Below are 20088 nucleotides of genomic sequence, written 5' to 3' on the forward strand. Positions count from 1 at the left end.
CCATATCAGAACCGCGCCTCTTGTACTGACGAACTGTCAATACCGTTTGACCGACATTCGAGGCCGCTAGTGACCAACGGTTTCCTGGGTTGACATAGCCGGTTGTGCGTGGTGCGGGCGCTTCTGCCAGCAATTTCCGGTGCGGTACACCGTTCATACGGTCGCCGCCGCAACAGCCCCCGCGCGCAGGCGTAAACACACCCGGCGAGCTTTGCTAAGACGTGCGCTTGCGTCGCTGCAGCGGTCGGCGGCGTGCAATTCGGGCGTCTCCAAATGTGTCAGTTCGCAGTTACTGGCGAGTAACAGGAAATGATTGGATATTGTCCGAGTTCCGCCGCGTTTTGCGGCACTTGAATAAACCGTGTCAGTTCTGGTGCGTGCCGAATGCGGGTCGGCCCAGCGGAATTATCGGATCACCAATGCGCTAACCGCACGTCAGCGGCATCACAATTCCGCCAACGCCGGCCCAGTTGGTCGCCATGCGAAATCATTCAGCTTTTTGTCCGCCGGACGCCGACGATGCCTACAAAGAAAGCGGCCGCGGGGTGTAATTGAACGCATCCGCCGGAACGGGCACGCCACATTTGCGCGCCTGATGGGCGCGGCTGATGTGGGTGGCGCCCTCGAGCAGATTCAGCGCCACCTGGTCGACTTTGCGCTGCTCAGCATCCTCGAGGTAGCTACCCGCCACCCAGCTGTTGAAGGCTCCCATCGAGGGGCCGCACCAGATCTGGTAGTCCAGGACCCGATCCGGTTGCCCGTCGATCGCCCACCGGCTTGATTTGCCGAGGTACCAGCGGAAGACCAGCCCCATCTGATATTTCGAGTCTCGGGTCGCGAGTTCAAGCACCGCGGGGTCGCGCTGCTCCCAGTACTGATGTGTCTCGGCCCAGACCTCCCCGACACTCTTGCCGAGGATCTTTTCCAGCTCCGCTCCGTGCTTGTCCACGACGGCACTCAGGTTGGGGTTGGCCGCGTACCACTCGTAGAGCTTCTTGGCCCGGGGGCCGAACATCGCACCACGCTTGAGGACCTGCAGGTTCACCCCCATCTCGAACATGTCGGACGCCGGGGCCATCATCACGTCGGCCACTCCGGCCTTGGCCAGCATGCCGCGGGCGTGCGGCGAGAGGCCCGACTCGGTGCACGACTGGTTGACCGAGCCGGTCAGTACGTAGGCGGCGCCCATCGCGAACGCGCCCGCGACGGACTGTGGTGTTCCAAGACCCCCTGCGGCCCCCACACGGATCCGGGTGGCCAGGCCTCGCAGCTGTGCCAGCTTGTCGCGCAGCAGCACGATTTCGGAGAACAACGCCGGCAGCGGGCGGTTGTCGGTGTGCCCGCCGCTGTCGGCCTCGACCGTGATGTCTTCGGCCACCGGTACATGCTGGGCGAGCTCGGCTTCCCGCTGAGTCAGCTTGCCGGACGCTACGAGCGCCGACACCAACGCCGCGGGCGCGGGCTCCATGAACAGGCGGGCGACCTCGGGACGCGAGATCTTGGCCATTACGTGGTTCTTGCGAACGATCGCGCCGGCCGGGTCGGTCGACAAGCCCGAGAGGGCGTAGTGCACGACCGCGGGGGTCAGCTTCATGAACGCCGAGGCCTCGACGACGCGGACGCCCCGTTCGATGAACAGCTCGGCGACCCGTCCCTCGAGCGCAACCTCGTTGGGCGAGTGGATCAGGTTGGCGCCCCAGGCAAGTGGTCTGCCGGCCAGCCTCGCCTGAATCTCGGCCAGCCCTCGTTCGACGGCGGCGAAGGAGAGACCGCCCGCGCCGAAGAAGCCCAGCATCCCGGCCTCCGCCATGGCCACCACGAGTGCGGGAGTGGCGATCCCATTGGCCATGGCGCCGGTGACATAGGGGAAGCGGATCCCGTGCGCCTCGCAGAACTCGCGGTCGCCGAGCCATTCCGGATAGATCGGGGGCAGCGTCCCCATCAGTGATATGTCGGACGCACCGGCGCCGACCAGCTCGCCGCCCATCGCCAGGCCCAGCTGGCCGGAGGCGTCCTCGCGGACGACGTGGACCGGGTGGCGCACGTACTGGAGGATGTGAGCGATATCTTGCGGCGCGAATGCGGCCGGTGCGGTCGTCGCTCGCCACCCGCCCAAACTCGGGCTCACAGCCGCTTCGGTGCGATCGCTTAATACAGCGGTAGGTCGCTCATCCACTGCCGAGTCCTTCCATCACAGCGTTGACGCGTATCCCCCGCGGTGGCCGAAGCCATCTATCGAAAAATCAAGAATGAGCTTCTCATGGACCGCGACCGTGCGGCTGAGGAATCTCAACTCCGTCCAGAAACTTGTCGGTGGCCGTCGCTAGAATCGAACCTATGTTCGACCTAGCCGATCCCGGCGATCTGGTGACGGAGATCGAGTCAACGCACCGGCAGGAGTCGATGCTGGTGGCGCGGCGGATGGCCGCCGTGGCGGCATTGCTTCGGCACCGAGTGGCCGCCACCGAACAGACCGAACGTCGCCGGGGCTATGCCGTGATCGACGGGTTCGAGCGGACCGCGGCCGAGGTGGCCGCCGCGATGAACCTGTCCCCGATGGCAGCAAGTTATCTGGTGTCGTACGCCGAGGCACTCGATAGCAGGCTTCCCAACCTCGCGGCGCTGCTGTCCGAGGGCCGCACCGATTGGCGCACCGTCCGATTGATCATCAGCCGCACCGACCTGATCACCGATGACAAGTTGATCGCCGAGGTCGACCGTTCGCTGGCCAGCCGCATCGGCAAATGGCACGGCTGGTCACGACAACGCATCGTCAATGCGGTCGACGCCACCGTGCGAGCGGTCGATCCCGATGCCGCCCGGCAACGACGCGAGACCGCCGAGAAGGACCGGTATATCGCGATCAGCTCGCTGGACAACGGGATGGCGGACATCTACGGCACCGTCGGGGCCACGGCCGCGACCGCCTTTGATCGTCGGCTCTCCCAACTCGCGGGCCAAGTCTGCGCCGCCGACCCGCGGACGATGGATCAGCGCCGCGCCGATGCCTTGGCCGCGCTGACTCAGGGGCGCGGCCTGGTCTGCCGCTGCGAACAGCCGGACTGTCCTGCCACGGCCGGCGCCGGCGACAGCGAACCGGATTCAGCCGGTGTGCGAGTGGTCATCAACGTGGTCGCCAGCGAACAGACGGTCTATGCCAACAGCGATGAGCCGGGCTACCTCGAGGGATACGGGGTCATCGGCGCCGAACAGGTCCGTGAATTGTCCGGCACCGCAGCACAACTCGTTGCCGACCCGCTCGCCAGTCTGGCGGAGGCACTGCGCTACCAGCCATCCGCGGCACTCGAACGCTTCGTCCGTTGCCGGGATCTGACCTGTCGCTTCCCGGGATGTAGCCGTCCCGCAGTGGGATGTGATATCGACCACACCATCCCCTTCAACCACCAGGATCCAACGGCCGGTGGCCTGACGGTGGCACACAACCTCAAATGCCTTTGCCGCCAACATCATCGGCTGAAGACCTTCCACGGCGGATGGCGCGACACACAACTTGCCGACGGCACCGTCAGCTGGACCTCCCCCACCGGGCAGGTGTACCGGACGCACCCGGCAGGGGCGGATCTTTTCGCTGAGCCGCGCGGACCGGCGTGTGCCACGCCGACCCCGGTGCGTCGTGACCGTTCCAAGCAGCGACGTGCCCGGATCAGTCGAGCGCGCATGCATAATCGGCGGTCGAAAGCCCGCCAAGAGGAAGTCGCCGCACGCAAGTTCCGAAACTATATGCGCGACAGCCTGTTCGCATTCAAGGGCGCATCGAGCACCAGTCCGTTCTGCACCTGGATCAACGAACCCCGTGAGCCCGAGGAACTATCCGCTGATTGGGTCCCCGACGCCCCGACGCGGTTGCCCGACGACCCGCCCTATTGATAAGCCCACTGAGAACCTCACGACAGCCTGTCGCGCAGGCGGCGATTCACCGACTCCGGCAGCAGCTTCGAGACGTCGCCGCCCATCATCGCGACCTCTTTGGCCAACGACGACGACACGAACGAATACTGCGGCGCGGTCGCCACGAAGAAGGTGTCCACGTTGGCGATGTGCTTGTTCATCTGCGCCATCTGCAACTCGTACTCGAAATCGGTGTCGGTGCGCAGGCCCTTGACGATCGCGGTCATCCCGTGGGAGGTGACGAAGTCGACCACCAGGCCCTGCCCGACCTCGACGCGCAGATTCGGCAGATGAGCCGTCGCTTCCTCGATCATCGCCACGCGCTCGTCGATCTCGAACATGCCCTTCTTGGCGGGGTTGGTCAGGATCGCCACGACGACCTCGTCGAACTGACCCGCGGCGCGTTCGAAGACGTCGATGTGGCCCAACGTCACCGGGTCGAATGAGCCCGGGCATACGGCGCCGCTCATAAGCGACCAAGGTAGCAGGGCGTCTCAGTCATATTCGGCCAGCTCCAAGCGGGTGTCGCCGTAGATCCGCTCCGGCCATGGGGTCCAGCCGTCCGGCCAGGTCAGCGAGGCGCCGCCGGCGGGCCGCTCGACGACTGCGATCGTTGCCGCGCGCACCCAGCCATGGGTGCTCAGCGCGTCCAGGACCGCCTCGACCTCGGCGGCCTCGATGTCGTAGGGCGGGTCGGCCAGCACCAGATCGACCGGGGATGCGGCCCCACCGGCCAGCACCGCGGCCACCGGGCCCCGGCGTACCCTTGCGCCCGGCAGACCCAGGGCCTCGATGTTGCGTGCGATGACGGCCGCGGTGCGCTGATCGGACTCGACGAACAGCGCCGAGGCCGCACCGCGCGAGAGCGCCTCCAGACCCAGTGCGCCCGAGCCCGCGTAGAGGTCGAGCACCGCCGAGCCGGTCAGATCACGCCGCGCGGTGACGATGTTGAACAACGACTCGCGCACCCGATCGGTGGTCGGCCGGGTCCCGCGCGGCGGCACTGCGAGGCGTCGCCCTCCGGCGACGCCTCCGATGATGCGCGTCAGCTCAGCACCACCAGCAGATCTCCACCCTCGACCTGCGCGGTGCTCGATACCGCCACCCGCCCCACCGTGGCGTCCTTCGGAGCCGTGATCGGCGCTTCCATCTTCATCGCCTCGATCGTGGCGATCGTCTGGCCCGCGCTCACCCGATCGCCCTCGGCCACCGACACCGTGACGACCCCGGCGAAGGGTGCCGCGATGTGGTCGGGGTTGTTTCGTTCGGCCTTCTCGGCGGTCGGGATCGTGCTGGCAATGCTGCGGTCGCGCACCAGCACCGGACGCAGCTGGCCGTTCATGATGCACATCACCGTGCGCATGCCGCGCTCGTCGGGCTCGGAGATGGCCTCCAGGCCGATCAACAGATCGACCCCGCGTTCCAGTGTCACCTGGTGCTCTTCGCCTTGGCGCAGACCGTAGAAGAACTGGTTGGCCGACAGATGCGACGTGTCACCGTAGGTCTCCCGGTGCTCCTCGAATTCCTTTGTCGGACCGGGGAATAGCAGTCGATTGAGAGTGGCTTGGCGTTTGGCGCCACTGAGCGCGAGCCCGGCCTCGTCTTCTGCACTGAGCTGCTGAACCGGCTTGGCGGGCCCGCGACCCTCCAGCGCGGCGCTGCGCAGCGGCTCCGGCCAGCCTCCGGGCGGATCCCCGAGCTCGCCACGCAGGAATCCCACCACCGATTCCGGGATGTCCAATCGCGAAGGATCCGAAGCGAATTCGTCTGCGGTGAGCCCCGAACCGACCAAGGCCAGCGCCAGGTCTCCGACCACCTTCGACGACGGGGTGACCTTGATCAGCCTGCCCAGCACGCGGTCGGCGCCCGCGTACGCCTCTTCGATCTCTTCGAATCGATCGCCCAATCCCAGCGCGATCGCCTGCTGGCGCAGGTTCGACAACTGGCCGCCCGGGATTTCGTGGCGGTAAACCCGCCCCGTCGGACCTGGAAGACCGGATTCGAAGGGCGCGTAGACCTTTCGCAGCGCTTCCCAGTAGGGCTCCAGCGCGCATACCGCCGAAAGCGACAGACCGGTGTCGTGCTCGGTGTGCGCGGCGGCGGCGACGATCGAGCTCAGTGCCGGCTGGCTGGTGGTGCCCGCCAGCGGCGCGGCGGCACCGTCGACGGCGTCGGCACCGGCGTGCCAGGCGGCCATATAGCTGGCCAGCTGGCCACCCGGGGTGTCGTGGGTATGCACGTGGATGGGCAGGTCGAACCGACTGCGCAGCGCGCTGACCAGCTGATGTGCGGCCTGTGGCCGCAGTAGGCCGGCCATGTCCTTGATGGCCAGCACGTGCGCACCCGCGTCCACGATGCGCTCAGCCAAGTCGAGGTAGTAATCCAGCGTGTAGAGCCGCTCCCCCGGGTCGGAGAGGTCACCGGTGTAGCACATCGCGACTTCGGCTATCGCCGAACCGGTTTCGCGGACGGCGTCGATAGCCGGGCGCATCGAGTCCAAGTTGTTGAGCGCGTCGAAGATGCGGAAGATATCGATACCGGTCGCGGTCGCCTCTTCGATGAACGCCGAGGTGACCAGTTCCGGATATGGGGTGTACCCCACCGTGTTTCGGCCCCGCAGCAGCATCTGAAGACAGATGTTGGGCATCGCTTCGCGCAGCGTGGCCAGCCGCTCCCACGGATCTTCTTTCAGGAAGCGAAGCGCCACATCGTAAGTCGCGCCGCCCCAGCACTCCACCGACAGCAGTTGCGGCATCGTCCGGGCCAGATAAGGCGCCACCATCATCAGCCCGCTGGTACGCACCCGGGTCGCCAGCAGCGACTGGTGGGCATCGCGGAAGGTCGTATCGGTCACGCCCACCGCGGGCGACTCGCGCAGCCAGCGCGCAAAACCCTCGGGCCCCAACTCAACCAGCCGCTGCTTCGATCCGGCCGGCGGCTCGGCCTCGAGATCGACCACTGGCAGCTTGTCGTGTGGGTACACCGTCGACGGATGCGTGCCATGCGGATGGTTGACCGTGACATCGGCCAGGTAGTTGAGGATCTTGGTGCCCCGGTCCGCCGAACCACGCGCGGTCAGCAGGTGTGGGCGCTCATCGATGAACGACGTGGTGATCCGGCCGGCCTGGAAGTCCGGATCGTCCAGAACCGCTTGCAGGAAAGGAATATTCGTCGACACCCCGCGAATCCGGAACTCCGCGATCGCGCGCCGGGCCCGGGACACCGCCGTGTGGAAGTCGCGGCCCCGGCAGGTCAGCTTGACCAGCATCGAATCGAAGTGGGCGCTGATCTCCGCGCCGAGGTTGGTGCTGCCGTCCAGACGGATGCCGGCACCACCGGGACTGCGGTAGGTGCTGATCCGGCCGGTGTCGGGGCGGAACCCGTTCGCCGGATCTTCGGTAGTGATCCGGCATTGCAATGCGGCGCCGTGCGGCCGGATGTTCTGCTGGCTCAGGCCCAGATCCTCCAGCGTCTCACCGGAGGCGATGCGCAATTGGCTGGACACCAGGTCGACGTCGGTGATCTCCTCGGTCACCGTGTGCTCCACCTGTATCCGCGGATTCATCTCGATGAAGACGTAATGACCGCTCTCGTCCAGCAGGAACTCGACGGTGCCCGCACAGCTGTACCCGATATGCCGGGCGAAGGAGACGGCGTCGGCGCAGATCTTGTCCCGCAACTCGGCGGAAAGGTTTGGCGCGGGCGCCAATTCGATGACCTTCTGGTGGCGACGCTGCACGCTGCAGTCGCGCTCGTGCAAGTGGATCACGTTGCCGGTGTTGTCGGCCAGGATCTGCACCTCGATGTGGCGCGGCTTGACCACCGCCTGCTCCAGATAGACCGTCGGGTCACCGAACGCCGACTCGGCCTCCCGGCTGGCGGCCTCGATCGCCTCGGTCAGCGCATCGATGTCGGCGACGCGCCGCATCCCTCGTCCCCCACCACCGGCCACCGCCTTGACGAACAACGGAAACCGCATGTCGGCGGCCGCGGACACCAGCTCCTCGACCGACGCCGACGGCGCCGAAGATGTGAGCACGGGCAGCCCGGCTTCGCGGGCGGCCTCGATTGCCCGTGCCTTATTGCCGGTCAGCTCAAGGATTTCGGCGCTCGGACCGACGAACGTGATACCGGCGGCCGCGCAGGCGGCGGCCAAGGCCGGATTCTCCGACAGGAATCCGTACCCGGGATACACGGCGTCGGCGCCGGCCCGGGAGGCGGTTTCGACGATCTCGTCGACGGACAGGTAAGCGCGCACGGGATGACCGACGTCGCCGATCTGATACGACTCGTCGGCCTTGAGCCGATGTACCGAATTGCGGTCCTCGTACGCGTACACGGCCACCGTGCCGACGCCGAGTTCGTAGGCCGCACGGAACGCGCGTATCGCGATCTCACCGCGATTGGCCACCAGCACCTTGGAGATCACCCGCGACTCCTTACAGAAGTGTCGACCAATAGTCCCAGAACCGCACCATGATCAGCAGAAACACCGCAGTGAACCACAGCGCGGTGATCGACCATCGCCATTGATAGAGCAGCAGCGCCGCGGTGCTGTCGAGTACCGGACGAAAGACGATGGACCCGACCACCACCAGCAGCGTGATCGTCATCGCCCACACCACCATGCAATAGGGGCACAACGCCCCGATCCGGTACAGACTTTCGAAGATCAGCCAGTGTACGAACCCCGCACCGACCAGCAGTCCGACCTCGAGCGAAATCCAATACCATTGAGGTATAGGGACTTTCGCCACCGCCAGGACGCCGGCAACCAGCACCACGGTGAACGCCCCAATGCCCAGCAACGGGTTCGGGAAGCCGAACAACGACGCCTGCGGTGTGACCATCACCGAACCGCACGACAGGATCGGGTTGAGGTTGCACGACGGCACATACGACGGGTTGAGCAGGAGATCGATCTTCTCGACGGTCAGGGTCGCCGAGGAGGCCAGCCCGATCGCCCCGGCGATCAGCACCCACCACGCGCTGCGCGCCGGTACGGATGACTCACGCGTCGAAGCCGATGTCGGATCGCCGGATCGCCCGGCGGGCTCGACCGACACCGGGACCGTCACGAAGCCGGCGGAGCGACGGGTGCGTCGATACCCGGCACGTCGCCCACGATGGTTTTGATCTTTCCGACCAGCGCATCGGGTGTCGACGGCTCGTAATTCTCACCATTGATCTTGATCGTCGGGGTCGCGGTGATGCCCGCGGCCGAAGCTTCGCCACTGACCTTGGAGATGTACTTTCCGCTGTTGATGCAATCCGGCACCTTGCCGACGACGCCGGCCTCGCGGGCGAGTTCGATCAATTTCGCGTTGTCGGGGAAGCTGCTGCCGCGCTCGTCGGGCTGGATCCCGGTGGTGTACAGCGCGGTGTGAAACCGGCGGAACGCGTCCATGTTCTCGTCGGCGACGCACAGCGCTGCCGCCCCCGCCCGCGACGAATAGTTCTGGTTCTTGGAGCTGTCGAGAATGGCCACCATCGAGTAGTCGGCCGCGATCGCTCCGGAATCGATCAGCTTGGAGATCGTCGGCCCGAAGGTGCGCTCGAAATTGCCGCAGGCCGGGCACAAGAAGTCCTCGTAGAAGGTCACGACAGCCTTGGGGTTGTTGGTCCCGGGCTGGTTGACCACCTTGCTCGACGTCACGCGAACGGTGTCACCCTGACCGGCGATGCCGCCCTTCTTGTCCTTGTGCGATGTCACGATGTAGAACACCAGCGCGACCGCGAAGACGATGATGAACGCGGTGCCGCCGATCTGGATGAGCCGGCCGGACTTCCCGTCTGACGCCTTCAGGTCGAATCGGGGGGGACGTTTCGATTTGTCGGCCACAGCTTCGGTGATCCTTCTGTGTTGGGTCGGCGTGCGGGCGTTGCGTCGGAGACCGCGCTACTAGATTACCGGCGAGCGCGGCGCGGCAAATCAGGCCCGGCTCAGGTGAGCGCGCAGTGCGGAAATCAGATCACTGGTCGCGGCCGCGCTGGCGCCCCCCAGCTGAAACAGGCTGGCGAATCCGTGTGTCAGCGAGCCCATGTACCGCAGGTCCACCGGGGTGCCGGCATCCTGCAGTGCGGCGGCGTAAGCCTGACCTTCGTCACGCAACGGGTCGAACCCCGCGACGGCGATCAGCGCGGGCGCCAACCCGGACAATGATTCGGCATACGCCGGCGAGACGCGCGGATCCGTCAGGTCGATGCCGGTACCGCTGAGGTACTCCGCGGTGAACCAGTCGATATCGCGTTTGGTCAGCAAGAAGCCGCGGGCGAACAGGCTCAGCGAGCGATTCTGCGCGGTGAAGTCGGTCCGCGGGTAGATCAGCCACTGCAGCAGCGGCGCCGGGCCGCCCTCGTCGCGCGCCAACTGGCACACGACGGCGGCCAGGTTGCCGCCCGCACTGTCTCCCCCGACCGCGACGCGCCCCGGGTTCGCGCCGAGTTCCGCGGCATGGTCGTGGGCCCACTTGAATGCCGCGTAGGCGTCGTCGATCGCGGCCGGCGCCGGGTGCTCCGGCGCCAGCCGGTAGTCGATCGACAGCACCTGAATGCCGGCGTCGCGGCAGGTCAGGCGGCACAGCGCATCGGCGGTATCCAGGTCTCCGATCGTCCAGCCGCCGCCGTGATAGAAGACCAGCAAGTCCGCGGGCCCATCGCTGGCCGGACGGTAGTGGCGGGCTCCGATCTCGCCCGCCGGGCCAGGAATCGTGAGGTCGTCGACCATGACGTGAATTTGGGGACCGGGCAGCGACAGCAGCGTCTGGCGCATCTGCGCCCGCGAGGCCACCGGGTCGTCATTGACGTCCAGCCCCTCGATGCCGGAGAGCCGGGTCGCGGACAGGACCAGCTGCAGCGTGGGATCGAGCGTGTTGCCGTCGATGATGATCGACCGGCCGCCGAATATCAGGCGCTTCGCCGGTGTCGGGATCCAGGGAATGGCCTTGACGCCGACGTTGGTGACGACCTCCTGCACGCGATCGGCCCAGCGCGTCGATCCGCGTCGAGCTCCGTGATGCAGGTCCGGCGCACCTGGCAGACTCGGTGTCATGTCCGGCCCCCTTGAAACAAACTCAGTCACCCTCAATGACGGTCATGCGATCCCCGCCGTCGGGTTCGGAGTCTTCCAGGTCCCTCCGGCAGAGACCGAGCAGGCGGTACGTACCGCGCTGCAAGCCGGTTGTCGGCATATCGACACCGCTGCCGCCTACCGCAATGAACGGGAAACCGGGCGCGCGATCGCCGACTCCGACGTGCCGCGCGATCAACTCTACGTGGTCACCAAGCTGTGGAACTCCGAGCAGGGTTACGACAGCACGTTGACGGCCTTCGATGCCAGCATGGACCGGCTCGGACTCGACTATCTCGACCTCTACCTCATTCACTGGCCGGTGCCGGCGCTGGGGAAGTTTGTGGAAACCTTCAAGGCATTCGCGCATCTGCGCGACCAGGGCCGGATCCGTTCCATCGGAGTCAGCAATTTCGCACCCGAGCATCTGATGGTTTTGATCGATGCCACCGGCATCGTTCCCGCGGTCAATCAGATCGAGCTGCATCCTCGTTTTCCTCAGACGGAATTACGAAAGGTGCACGCCCAGCACGGAATCGCGACCGAGGCCTGGGCGCCGCTGGGGCAAGGAGCCCTGCTGACAAATCCGACCGTCACCGCCGTTGCGCAAGGTTGTGGGCGGACACCCGCCCAGGTGTTGATCAGATGGCACATCCAGCTCGGTAATATCGTGATCCCCAAGTCAGTGAACCCTGCCCGGATTGCGAGTAACTTCGACGTGTTCGATTTCGAACTCAGCGCCGATGAAATGGCGACGATTTCCTCGCTCGACGACGGAACTCGGCTTGGTCCTGATCCACGAACTTTCAGTTTCACAGGTAGGTGAATGACGTTGACTGGCGATGCGGGCCTCGCCGTGCCCTCGATCACTCTGAATGACGAAAACACGATGCCGGTGCTTGGCCTCGGCGTCGCGGATTTGTCGGAAGACGAGACCGAACGTGCCGTATCGGCGGCGCTGGAGATCGGCTGCCGGCTGATCGACACCGCTGCGGCTTACGGCAATGAAGCAGCCGTCGGTCGCGCCATTGCCGCATCCGGGATCCCCCGCGCGGAGCTGTTCGTCACCACCAAACTGGCCACCGCCGACCAGGGTCTCAAGGGCGCGCAGGATGCCTGCGAAGCCAGTCTGGAACGGCTCGGCCTGGATTACCTCGATCTGTATCTGATCCATTGGCCGGCCGCGGCGCTGGGCAAGTATGTGGACTCCTTCGGTGGACTGCTGCAGGTCCGCGCCGCCGGACACGCCCGCTCGATCGGTGTCTCGAATTTCACCGCCGAGCACCTCGAGATGGTGATCGACCTGACCTTCACCACCCCGGCGGTCAACCAGATCGAACTGCACCCGCTGCTGAACCAGGACGACATGCGCAAGTCCAACGCGCAGCACAATGTCGCGACGCAGTCCTACACACCGCTGGCCCTGGGCAAGCTGAACGACAACCCGACCGTGAATTCGGTGGCCGGTGAGTACGGCAAGACGGCCTCGCAGGTGCTCTTACGGTGGAACGTGCAATTGGGTAACGCGGTCGTCTTCCGCTCGGCATCACCGGAGCACATCGCCACCGACTTCGACATCTTCGATTTCGAATTGGCCGCCGAGCACATGGACGCGATCAACGCGCTCAACGACGGAACCCGGCTGCGCCCGGATCCCGACACCTACGAAGGCACCTGACGAGCCGGCACGACTTACGCGTCGCCGGGGTGATCGGCGAGGCGCTGGCTGGCAGAACGGCAGGCGCCCTGGCTGGATCCCGGCTATCGGCGGTTGGTCGCCGAGCTGCCGTAGTGTCACGGCACACGTTGACAGTCAGGGATGACTGTTAATACTCTGCGCAGCAATGGGCGCACGACCGGGAGTGGATCGAGTAACCAAGCGCGAGGAGCAGCGCCAGCAGACGTACGCGCGCATCGTCGACGCCGCGGTCGGCCTGCTCGTTGACAACGGCTACGCCGCGACCACCGCGCTGGGCGTGCAGGAGCGGGCCGGTATCAGCCGCGGTGCGCTGCTGCACCATTTCCCGACCAGTGAAGACCTGTTCGCCGCCGCGGTGCAGCGCCTGGTCGAGATGAACATCGAAGCCATTCATGACGAACTGGCCAGGGCCGACCAGGATTTGGATCCCGTCGCGCGCGGTGTCCACGTGCTCTACCGCGCAAGCCGTCGCCGGTCGTTCGCCACGGAACTGGAGCTGTGGGCCGCAGCCCGTGCCGACGTATGGCTGCGTCAGGCATTGCTGCCGCACGAGCGGGCCGCCGCCGCCGGCTTGCGACAGGTCATGGATGAACTTTTCGGCCCCCTGGTGGCGGGCGAGGCCGGCTACCGCGCACTTGTGGACATCACCATCCACCTCTTACGCGGCATCACGGTCAGCGCGTCCCTGGGCAGCAAGGACCACGACGCCATCGTCGACAGCTGGATCAGCGTGATCCGACAAACGCTCGACAGCACCGCGGCGACGACAAACCCGTCACCCGGCAAGCGAAAGCGGCCGTCCACCAAGACGGATCAACGCGCACGGACACGTCGATAGTCAAATCCTCCGAGCACTGCCTTGACAGTCACGGTTGACTGTAAGTACGTTGACTCTTGACAGTCACAACTGACTGTGAATTACCTCGAAGCAGGAAGAGTCTCGATGACCGCAACTCACGTCGTCTTCAACCAGGTTCCACCGCTGACCGACCACGACATCATGACCTCGCCCGCACTGATCGAAGGTCTGCGCCGCGAGGGGGCCGGCTGGGCGGAGGGCGAAGTTCGCGACCTCGCCCGGCTGGCCGGCACCGCGCAGGTCCAGGCGTGGAGCGCGGTCGCCAATGAACATCCGCCCGTGCTGCGGACACACGACCGTTACGGCGTGCGCATCGACGAGGTCGAATACGACCAGGCCTATCACGAGCTGCTCGGCGCGGCGTTGCGTCGTGGACTCGGCGCAACGGCGTGGCGTTCAGACCGGCCCGGCGTGCACGTGGCCCGAGCCGCCAAGTTGATGGTATGGAGTGCAACGGATTTCGGTCATATGTGTCCGGTGTCGATGGACTACGCCGTAATCCCGGCCCTGCGGGCAAGTACCGATCTGGCCGCACGTTTCGAACCGCTGCTGACAGCGGCCGAATACGATCCGATACTGCGCGCACCCATGACCAAACGGGCTCTCCTCGCCGGAATGTCGATGACCGAGAAGCAGGGCGGATCCGACATCCGCGCCAACACCACCGCGGCGATCGAGACGTCCGACGGCAGCTACCGGCTGACCGGACACAAATGGTTCACCTCGGCCCCCATGTCCGACTTCTTCCTCACCCTTGCCCAGACGCGTGCCGGGGTTTCGTGTTTCTTGGTGCCCCGCATCCTCGAGGACGGGTCTCGCAATTCAATTCTGTTGCAACGCTTGAAGGACAAGCTCGGCAACCGCTCCAACGCCTCGTCCGAGATCGAATACGACGGTGCGACCGGTCTTCTCGTCGGCCCGGAAGGACGGGGCGTGCGCACCATCGTCGAGATGGTGAACATGACGCGGCTGGACTGTTCGTTGTGGGCCGCGGCCGGGATGCGGATCGGCACGGCGCAGGCACTGCATCACGCCACCTATCGCAACGCCTTCGGATCACCACTGGTCGAAAAGCCCGCAATGGTCAACGTACTGGCCGATCTGGCGCTGGAATCCGAGGCGGCGACGACGGTCATGCTGCGGCTGGCGGGTGCGGTTGATCGGGCGGTCCGCGGCGACGCCACTGAGGCCGCGTTGCGACGCTTCGGGTTGGCGGCGATCAAGTACTACCTGTGCAAGCAATGGGCATCGCATAGCGTTGAGGCCCTGGAATGCCTTGGCGGCAATGGGTATATCGAGGAGTCGGGCATGCCGCGTCTCTACCGGGAAGCGCCACTGGTGTCCATCTGGGAGGGCTCGGGCAATGTGGCGGCGCTCGATGTGCTGCGGGCAATGACCCGCGAGCCGGAGACGGTGGAAGCTTTCTTCGGCGAGCTCGAACTTGCCCGGGGAGCGCACAGGCGCTACGACGACGCGGTGGAGTTGGCGGCCAAGGAGCTTGCCGATCCCGATGACCGCGAATTCCGCGCCCGAATCCTGGTGGAGCGCTTGGCAATTCTGCTGCAGGCCGGCCTCCTGCTGCGCCACGGCCAAACCGCCGTTGCCGAGGCCTTCGTGGCGACCCGACTGGGCGGCAACTGGGGTCGCGCCTACGGCACATTGCCGAGAGGCACCGACACCGACGCGATTCTCAACCGTGCCGCGATCCAGGGGGCATCCCGACTGTGCGCCTGACGACGCGCCGGCGGCGTGTCGCGTCGCGAGATTCACACTCGCGCTCTCACGGCCCCGCCGGGCAGGTAGTGGCGGCCTGACGCAGCACGCTCGCCGATGCCTGATCCACCGGGAGTTGATAGCCCCTCAGCACCGCGATGAATTGCATCGCGTACTGACAGGCAAACGCCTTGTTGGGCGGCATCCATAGGGCCGGCGCTTGGTCACCCTTGTCCTGATTGGCCTGGCCCTGCACGGCCAGCAGGTTGGCCGGATCGTTGGCGAAGCGCAACCGCTCGGGATCCGGCCAGCCGAAAGCTCCCATGTCCCAGGCATAGGCAAGCGGGACGATGTGGTCGATCTGCACCGATTCGCCGACTTTCGCCCCGCGCTGGAAGGAGATCGTGGTGTTGGTATACGGGTCGTGCAGGGTGCCGGTGGCGACGGCGGTGGGGCACCTCTTGATCGCCACATATGTCTTGTCGACGAGATCGCGGTCGAGGATGTCGTCGCGGGTGTCACATCCGTTGTGCCCGCCCGGGGCGTCGTTGTCGTCGTCCCACGCATCGCCGAATGCCGACCTGCGGTAGTCGTAGTGGTGCACCCGAAGCGGTGCCACCGCGATGCCGGCCAGCACATCGACGCCGGGGGCCACCGTGGGCACGTCGGCGCGCGCGGCGATCTCCGCGTGCCTGACCGATGTCGATCCCAGCGTCTGGTAGGCCACCAGCACCGCGAGCACCGCGGCGGCCGATAACCACAACAGCACTTTGCGGCTCACGACTTGTCCAGGTATTCGATGCGATCCGTGTCGGTGAATTGTGCTGCCAGCGAATCCAATTCGGGGTTCTGACGGTCAGCTTCGTACGCCCGGGTGCAGAATTCGCGCGCCGCTTCGATGTAGGCCAGATGGTCGGCCAGCGACAGCAGCCGCAAATTGATCGCCCGGCCGGACTGGTTGCGGCCCAGCACATCTCCTTCCCGGCGCTCTCGCAGATCCAGCTCCGAAAGCGCGAACCCGTCCAGGGTCGCGGCGACCGCGGTCAGCCGCCGGCCAGCCGCAGAGCCCGGCGAGCTCCACGTGGCCAACAGGCACAGGCTCGGATGACGGCCGCGGCCGATACGGCCACGCAGCTGATGCAATTGACTGATCCCGAATCGGTCGGCGTCCATCACCAGCATCACCGTGGCATTGGGGACGTCGACACCGACCTCGATCACGGTGGTGCACACCAGCACATCGGTCTCGCCGTTGCGAAAGGCGGCCATGGCGGCGTCCTTGTCTTCGGCGGACAACCGTCCGTGCATCAGCCCCAGCCGCACGTTTGACAGCTCACCGCAACGCAATTGCGCGAAGAGGCCTTCGGCGGTAGTCGATTTGCGGGCACCGTCCTCGGTGTCAGACTGGTCGGTCTCGTCGATGCGCGGTGCCACCACGTAGGCCTGCCGGCCGGCCGCCACCTCCTCGCGGATGCGCTGCCAGGCGCGGTCCAGCCAGGCGGGTTTGTCCTTGACGAAAATGACGTTGCTGGTGATGGGCTGGCGGCCGCGCGGCAGCTCGCGCAGCGTCGAGGTTTCCAGGTCGCCGTAGACGGTCAGCGCGACGGTGCGCGGTATCGGCGTCGCCGTCATCACCAGCAGGTGCGGCGTGATGCCCGCAGGGGCCTTGGCACGCAACTGATCTCGTTGCTCGACGCCGAACCGGTGTTGCTCGTCGACGACGACCATGCCCAAGTTGGCGAATTGCACCACATCCTGCAGCAGGGCGTGCGTGCCGATGACGATGCCGACCTCGCCGCCGGCGATCTCGCGGCGCACTTGGTTCTTCTGCGCGGTCGACATCGATCCGGTCAGCAACGCGGCCCGGGTCGCCACGCCGCCTTCGCTATCGGCCCCACCCAGCTGGCCGGCCATCGCCAGCGGCCCTAGTACGTCGTTGATCGACCGCAGATGTTGTGCGGCAAGGACTTCCGTGGGAGCCAGCAGTGCGCACTGGTAGCCCGCATCGACCATCTGCAGCATCGCCAGCACCGCGAGGATCGTCTTGCCCGAGCCGACCTCCCCCTGCAGCAGCCGGTTCATCGGGCGGTTGGCCGCCAGGCCATCCGACAGCACGTCGAGCGTTTCGCGCTGTCCGGCGGTCAGCTCGAAGGGCAACCGGCCCAACAGTTGCGCGACCAAACCATCTGACTGTCGGGGCGCCGATGGTCCCGATTGCGACAGCTCGCCGTGCCGGCGGGCAACCAGCGCCCATTGCAGACCGACGGCTTCGTCGAACGTCAATCGTTCGCGCGCGCGGCGGCGCTGCGCCTCATCCTCGGCGAGGTGAATCGCCCGCAGCGCGGCGTCCTCGGACATCAGGCCGTGTTCGGCGACCAACTCCGCGGGCAGCGGATCGGGCACCGGATCGAGAACGTCGAGCACCTGGCGCACGCACGCGTAGATGTCCCAGCTCTGCAGCTTGGTGCTGGCCGGGTAGATCGGGAAGAAGCGGCGGTCGAATAGCGACGTCAGTTCCTCGCCGCTCACGCCCGCGGAGGTGTCGGCGATGGTTTTCAGCGATTTGCTGCCGCGGTTGCGTCCGGTCGGCGAATCCAGGATGAGAAAGTCCGGATGCGTCAGCTGCATGACGTTTCGGAAGTAGCCGACTTCCCCGGAAAGCATCACCCGGGTGCCCTCGGTGAGGTCCTTGCTGAGGTAGTCGGCGTTGAAAAACGTCGCCGTCACCTTGCTGCGGCCCGAGCCCACGGTGATGCGCAGGCATTTGCGCCGCGGGTTCTTCTTCATCGGGAACGAGTGGGTGTCGGTGATCGTGTCGACGAGGGTGATGTGCTGGCCGACGTCGGGCCGCTCGGCCCCTTCTTCCGCGGCATCCCATCTCGCGGCCGTCTCGGTATAGCTGCGCGGGTAGTGGCGCAGCAGGTCGTCGACCGTGCGGATGCCGAACACCTCGTCCAGGGACTTCGCCGCCTTGGCGCCCAGCACGTAGTCCAGCCGATCGCTGCGCGATGCCACGATTACTCGACGCCGATCAGCAGGGCATCGCCGCGATGGCCGGTGCGGTAGGTCACCAGCTCGGTGCCCGGATGGTGGTCGTGGACGTGCTCTTGCAGGATTGTCGTCACCGAGTCGTCGTCGACGCAGGCACCGACCAGCACGGTCACCAGGTCGCCACCGGATGCCAGCAGCAGATCGAGCAGGCCGATCGCCGCCCCGGGCGCGTCGGCGGCCACGATCAACACCTCGTCGCCCGCGATACCCAGGCCGTCGCCGGGCTGACAGCGGCCCGCCCAGGTCAGCGCGCTCTCGGTGGCGATACGCACCGACCCGTACCGGGCACCGCCGGCGGCACGGGCCATCGTGTAGCCATCGTCGACCGCCTGCCGGTCGGTTTCGTGCACGGCCAACGCCGCCAGCCCCTGCACCATCGACCCCGTCGGTATCGGGACCACGTCGATACCCCAGCCGATGGCCGCGGTGCAGCCGGCGACCAGCTCCTCGGCCGCCACGTAGCCGTTGGGAAGCACCATCACCTGCGCCGCGCCGGTGTCGACCACCGCCCGCATCAGCTGATGAGCGCTGATACCGGTGACCGGGTCGCCCGCGTCCGCCGCGGGCTGCAGCACGTGGGCGCCCTCGCCGGCGAACAGCTCGGCGGCGCCGCTGCCGTCGACCACCGCCAGCACGGCCCGTTCCTTGGTCCAGCTGCCCGCGGGCAGCCCGACGGCCCCGGAGCTCAGCGACGAAATCATGATCCGGCTCAGCCGTCCGGCCACGAGTCCGGCTTCCACCGCGGCGCCGGCGTCGTCGGTGTGCACGTGCACCGAATAGCTGGCCTGGTTGGTGAACGGCGCGGCCGCGATGGCCACGGAATCACCCAATTTCATCAACCGGTCCCGCAGCGCGGTGGCCGCCGGCGGATTGCTTCCGTCCAGCCGATACATCACCTCGAACTGCGGCGCCGGCCGTTCGGGGGCGCTGGCCACCTGCTGCTCGCGCGGTGAGAGCTCATAGACGGTGCGGGCGGGCGGCTGGCCGCCGACCGTCGAGCGCAGCGCATCCAGCAGCACCAGCAGGCCCCGCCCACCGGCGTCCACGGCACCGGCGTCGGCCAGCACATCCAGCTGCTCAGGGGTCTTTTCCAGCGCGATGACGGCGGCGTCGCCGGCCGCGGTGATCGCCGCGGCCAGCCCGTCGTCCGCGCACTTCTCGACGGCGTCGGCGGCCGCCCGCAGCACCGAGACGATGGTTCCCGGGACTTCCTGCCCGCCCATCGAGGTGATCACCAGCTCGACACCGCGCTGCAACGCCGCGCCGAGCAGCACCGCATCCATGTGTGGCAGCTCACCGCCGGAGCCCGCGGCCGCGGCGGCGGTGACGTCGGCGATACCGCGCAGGATCTGCGACAGGATCACCCCGGAGTTGCCGCGCGCGCCGTTGAGCGCGCCGGCGGACAGGGCGGATGCGACCCGGGCGACGCAGCCCTGGCTGCCGTCGGCGCCCATCCCGGCGTTGGCCTCGGCCAGCGCGGAACGCATCGTGAACAGCATGTTTGCCCCGGTGTCGGAGTCGGCGACCGGGAAGACGTTGAGACGGTTGATCTCGTCGATGTGAGTGATCAGGTCGCTGACGGCGGTGTGCGCCCAGTCCCGCAGCGCCGGTGCGTCGAGCAGACGATCCGAACTGCCCACGTGACCCACCTCCTCGGAGCCTTTCGAGCAGACCGCCCGGAATCCACATCTTGCCGGTATGGGCTGACTGGCCTATTGAGCCTAGCCAGCCGCGGCGACGCGCTCAGAAGTAAGCCGAGCGTCAGTTGTGGATCGTTTTGGTGGTTGC

Annotated in this window: 15 protein-coding genes; 5 read left to right on the forward strand and 10 right to left on the reverse strand. The window is 66.4% G+C overall.

Going from position 1 to position 20088, the window contains the following annotated elements; genetic code table 11:
* Positions 1-523: 523 nt before the first annotated feature.
* Positions 524-2044 (reverse strand): PfaD family polyunsaturated fatty acid/polyketide biosynthesis protein, encoded by a 1521-nt coding sequence (locus ACAG21_RS22690; RefSeq protein WP_370498518.1) that lies wholly within the window; start codon positions 2042-2044, stop codon positions 524-526.
* Positions 2045-2337: 293 nt separating this feature from the next.
* Here ACAG21_RS22690 and ACAG21_RS22695 point away from each other — a divergent pair, with 293 nt between their 5' ends.
* Positions 2338-3888: an HNH endonuclease signature motif containing protein gene (locus ACAG21_RS22695; protein ID WP_370498519.1), complete on the forward strand. Its 1551-nt coding sequence runs from the start codon at positions 2338-2340 to the stop codon at positions 3886-3888.
* Positions 3889-3905: 17 nt separating this feature from the next.
* On the opposite strand, the gene coaD is transcribed toward ACAG21_RS22695, so the two are convergent.
* From coaD to ACAG21_RS22725, 6 genes are all read right to left on the reverse strand, one after another.
* A complete protein-coding gene (gene coaD, locus ACAG21_RS22700) occupies positions 3906-4379 on the reverse strand; it encodes a pantetheine-phosphate adenylyltransferase (RefSeq protein ID WP_370498520.1) in 474 nt (157 codons plus the stop codon).
* A gap of 24 nt (positions 4380-4403) precedes the next feature.
* Complete coding sequence (rsmD, locus tag ACAG21_RS22705; protein ID WP_370498551.1) at positions 4404-4958, reverse strand: 16S rRNA (guanine(966)-N(2))-methyltransferase RsmD; 555 nt, start codon at positions 4956-4958, stop codon at positions 4404-4406.
* Positions 4955-8338: a pyruvate carboxylase gene (locus ACAG21_RS22710; protein ID WP_370498521.1), complete on the reverse strand. Its 3384-nt coding sequence runs from the start codon at positions 8336-8338 to the stop codon at positions 4955-4957. The genes rsmD and ACAG21_RS22710 overlap by 4 nt, the downstream gene beginning before the upstream one ends.
* 10 nt (positions 8339-8348) lie before the next feature.
* Positions 8349-8987, reverse strand: a complete 639-nt coding sequence (locus ACAG21_RS22715) for a vitamin K epoxide reductase family protein (protein WP_370498522.1) — start codon at positions 8985-8987, stop codon at positions 8349-8351.
* Positions 8984-9751 carry a DsbA family protein gene (locus ACAG21_RS22720; RefSeq protein ID WP_370498523.1) on the reverse strand — a complete coding sequence of 256 codons (768 nt, stop codon included), beginning with the start codon at positions 9749-9751 and terminating at the stop codon, positions 8984-8986. Before ACAG21_RS22720 ends, ACAG21_RS22715 begins: the two co-directional genes overlap by 4 nt.
* Positions 9752-9841: 90 nt before the next feature.
* Positions 9842-10960, reverse strand: a complete 1119-nt coding sequence (locus ACAG21_RS22725; protein ID WP_370498524.1) for an alpha/beta hydrolase — start codon at positions 10958-10960, stop codon at positions 9842-9844.
* Between ACAG21_RS22725 and ACAG21_RS22730 the strand changes: the two genes are divergently transcribed.
* The 4 genes from ACAG21_RS22730 (at position 10959) to ACAG21_RS22745 (ending at position 15270) form a co-directional block, all read left to right on the forward strand.
* Positions 10959-11804 (forward strand): aldo/keto reductase, encoded by an 846-nt coding sequence (locus ACAG21_RS22730; protein ID WP_370498525.1) that lies wholly within the window; start codon positions 10959-10961, stop codon positions 11802-11804. The genes ACAG21_RS22725 and ACAG21_RS22730 overlap by 2 nt on opposite strands.
* The gene (locus ACAG21_RS22735) at positions 11805-12656 is read left to right on the forward strand and encodes an aldo/keto reductase (protein WP_370498526.1); all 852 of its coding nucleotides are present in this window, start codon (positions 11805-11807) and stop codon (positions 12654-12656) included.
* A 166-nt stretch (positions 12657-12822) separates the two neighbouring features.
* Entirely contained in the window at positions 12823-13515 is a 693-nt protein-coding gene (locus ACAG21_RS22740; RefSeq protein WP_370498527.1) for a TetR/AcrR family transcriptional regulator, read from the forward strand.
* Between the two features lie 105 nt (positions 13516-13620).
* The gene (locus ACAG21_RS22745; protein WP_370498528.1) at positions 13621-15270 is read left to right on the forward strand and encodes an acyl-CoA dehydrogenase family protein; all 1650 of its coding nucleotides are present in this window, start codon (positions 13621-13623) and stop codon (positions 15268-15270) included.
* A gap of 46 nt (positions 15271-15316) precedes the next feature.
* Here the strand turns inward: ACAG21_RS22745 and ACAG21_RS22750 are convergent, their stop codons facing one another.
* From ACAG21_RS22750 to ACAG21_RS22760, 3 genes are read right to left on the reverse strand one after another with little or no spacing between them, the layout of a single operon-like run.
* Positions 15317-16030 (reverse strand): HNH endonuclease family protein, encoded by a 714-nt coding sequence (locus ACAG21_RS22750; protein ID WP_370498529.1) that lies wholly within the window; start codon positions 16028-16030, stop codon positions 15317-15319.
* Positions 16027-18264 (reverse strand): ATP-dependent DNA helicase RecG, encoded by a 2238-nt coding sequence (gene recG / locus ACAG21_RS22755; RefSeq protein ID WP_370498530.1) that lies wholly within the window; start codon positions 18262-18264, stop codon positions 16027-16029. Before recG ends, ACAG21_RS22750 begins: the two co-directional genes overlap by 4 nt.
* Before the next feature lie 2 nt (positions 18265-18266).
* Complete coding sequence (locus ACAG21_RS22760) at positions 18267-19940, reverse strand: DAK2 domain-containing protein (protein ID WP_370498531.1); 1674 nt, start codon at positions 19938-19940, stop codon at positions 18267-18269.
* Positions 19941-20088: the final 148 nt, after the last annotated feature.

Source organism: Mycobacterium sp. pR1184 (assembly GCF_041287235.1).
In the GTDB taxonomy this organism is placed as follows: domain Bacteria; phylum Actinomycetota; class Actinomycetes; order Mycobacteriales; family Mycobacteriaceae; genus Mycobacterium.

What these genes read in the sequence shown, in the direction of transcription:
- ACAG21_RS22725 (WP_370498524.1), bottom strand. Translation starts at nt 10,960, where the DNA reads ATGACACCGAGTCTGCCAGGTGCGCCGGACCTGCATCACGGAGCTCGA.
- ACAG21_RS22730 (WP_370498525.1), top strand. Translation starts at nt 10,959, where the DNA reads ATGTCCGGCCCCCTTGAAACAAACTCAGTCACCCTCAATGACGGTCAT.
- coaD (WP_370498520.1), bottom strand. Translation starts at nt 4,379, where the DNA reads ATGAGCGGCGCCGTATGCCCGGGCTCATTCGACCCGGTGACGTTGGGC.
- ACAG21_RS22740 (WP_370498527.1), top strand. Translation starts at nt 12,823, where the DNA reads ATGGGCGCACGACCGGGAGTGGATCGAGTAACCAAGCGCGAGGAGCAG.
- ACAG21_RS22695 (WP_370498519.1), top strand. Translation starts at nt 2,338, where the DNA reads ATGTTCGACCTAGCCGATCCCGGCGATCTGGTGACGGAGATCGAGTCA.
- ACAG21_RS22745 (WP_370498528.1), top strand. Translation starts at nt 13,621, where the DNA reads ATGACCGCAACTCACGTCGTCTTCAACCAGGTTCCACCGCTGACCGAC.
- ACAG21_RS22735 (WP_370498526.1), top strand. Translation starts at nt 11,805, where the DNA reads ATGACGTTGACTGGCGATGCGGGCCTCGCCGTGCCCTCGATCACTCTG.